Origin of the sequence: Mycobacterium sp. (assembly GCF_049278535.1) — a bacterium.
GTDB lineage: Bacteria > Actinomycetota > Actinomycetes > Mycobacteriales > Mycobacteriaceae > Mycobacterium.
In genome coordinates, this window is the sequence record NZ_JBAPMI010000034.1 from 1 (window position 1) to 1,584 (window position 1,584).

Genomic DNA, 1,584 nt, shown 5'->3' on the forward strand with positions numbered 1-1,584 from the left:
ATCAGGTCTTCGCGGCCGAGCGTGCTGCTCCCATGGTGACGGTTCTCGACGGACACCCACATACGTTGGCATTTCTACCGTCGATCAACAAGGTGCCCGGCAGGTCGCTGGGGGTCAGTGAGTTCGGGCAGTCCGGCTCGCTGGAGCAGGTCTTCGGCCGGCATGGCATCGACACCGACAGCATCGTGCGCGCCGCGCTCGACCTGGCCGATTGACCGCGCACCAAGCAGAAGTGAAAGGGAAACCATCGTATGAGGGGTGGACCGTCGATCAAGCACCTCGATGACGTACCGGCCGAGGAGATGTTGCGTTATGAATTCGCTGATGGCCGTACGGCATCGATATGGGAAAAGTGGATTGAACTGTCACCGAGATATGTTGCGTTCTGGAACAAATGGGATCCTGGCGCCATCTCTCCTCGACATGGCCACGTCGGCGATCACAGCAATTTCATACTGGCGGGCGAGATCCGCTGTGGTGACGTCGTCGCGCGCACCGGAACACACATCATGCTCGAATGGGGCGACGTGTTCGGACCCTGGGAGGCCGGCCCAGACGGATGTGAGTTGTACGGGTTTATCGCCGGCGAGGGCCAGCTGTTCAGCGGTGACACCGCCGCCTACGAGGAGCTGCTCAAAGCCCGAGGGGCTCAGTCTGTTCCGCTGCCCATGCCCAAACGCCTGCCACCGTGGATGCTTGCCAAGCTCGGCGGCGACTTCACGTCATCGGTCACGCAGTGGGATGCCGATGACCGCATCCGGTGAGCTGGCCGACTCGCTCGCGTCGAATCTAGTGCACCGCTGATGGCGCTGGCAGACCCCGTGCTTGTGCACGGCGGCGACTACTGGGAATCCACGATCGCCGAACTGCACCAACACGCCCCCGAGTTGCAGACACTCGCGGTGGATCTGCCCGGCCGCGGCGTAAAGCCGGGAAACCTTGGCACCGCCACGATCGGCGAGTGGATCGATTCCATCGTCGCGGACATCGAGGAGGTCGGCCTCGGCCACATGGTGATCGTCGGTCATTCGATGGCGGGGGTGACCGTGCGCGGCGTCGTCGCCAATTTCGTCTCCGCCCAGGTGCGAGAGATGTGGCGTTGGCCGCGGCTGCATCCGCCCGTCGGAGCAAACGCACGTAAACCCACTGACACAGAGTCCCTTTGGAGAATCGGCCGCAGATTCCGGACAATGGCGGTGGTCTTCTTTGGTCGACAGCACGGGTTCGTCCCTGCACGTATCTGGCGGCCATTGCTACCCTGGCGCGCTTGGCTGCGCGACGGGTCAGCCGTATCGGCGGGCTTACCCAATACCTTTCTGCTGCAAGGGGCTTTATCGCGGGCCAGGCTGATCTTGGCGCGCGCCAAACGGCCGACTGAGGCAGTTAGCCAGTCGGACTTCCCTTGTCATGGAGAAGGGCAGTGCAGGTTGGCTAGATCAGATATAGGTTATTGCCATATGAGCCATGCAAAGACAACGAATGAGAGGACCCGCCGTGGCCGAGACCGTCGTAATCGACAACGTCGAAATCGAATACAACGACATGGGATCGGGGCCGCCGTTGGTTTTCGTCCACGGCGTCTAT

At 61.8% G+C, this 1,584-nt stretch carries 3 protein-coding genes; 2 read left to right on the forward strand and 1 reads right to left on the reverse strand.

Features of this window, described 5'->3' with window-relative positions:
* Positions 1–215: hypothetical protein (locus tag WAO18_RS01955; RefSeq protein ID WP_422203428.1), on the forward strand; the 215-nt coding region annotated here is incomplete at its 5' end.
* Between the two features lie 36 nt (positions 216–251).
* On the forward strand, positions 252–764 hold the full coding sequence (locus tag WAO18_RS01960) for a hypothetical protein (protein WP_422203429.1): 513 nt from the start codon (positions 252–254) through the stop codon (positions 762–764).
* Here WAO18_RS01960 and WAO18_RS01965 read toward each other — a convergent pair.
* Positions 723–1,115: a hypothetical protein gene (locus WAO18_RS01965; RefSeq protein ID WP_422203431.1), complete on the reverse strand. Its 393-nt coding sequence runs from the start codon at positions 1,113–1,115 to the stop codon at positions 723–725. The two genes, WAO18_RS01960 and WAO18_RS01965, sit on opposite strands and share 42 nt — an antisense overlap.
* Between the last annotated feature and the right edge of the window lie 469 nt (positions 1,116–1,584).

Bases quoted from the DNA above. Each gene is read 5' to 3' on its own strand.
- WAO18_RS01960 (WP_422203429.1), top strand. From the start codon at position 252: ATGAGGGGTGGACCGTCGATCAAGCACCTCGATGACGTACCGGCCGAG.
- WAO18_RS01965 (WP_422203431.1), bottom strand. From the start codon at position 1,115: ATGCAGCCGCGGCCAACGCCACATCTCTCGCACCTGGGCGGAGACGAA.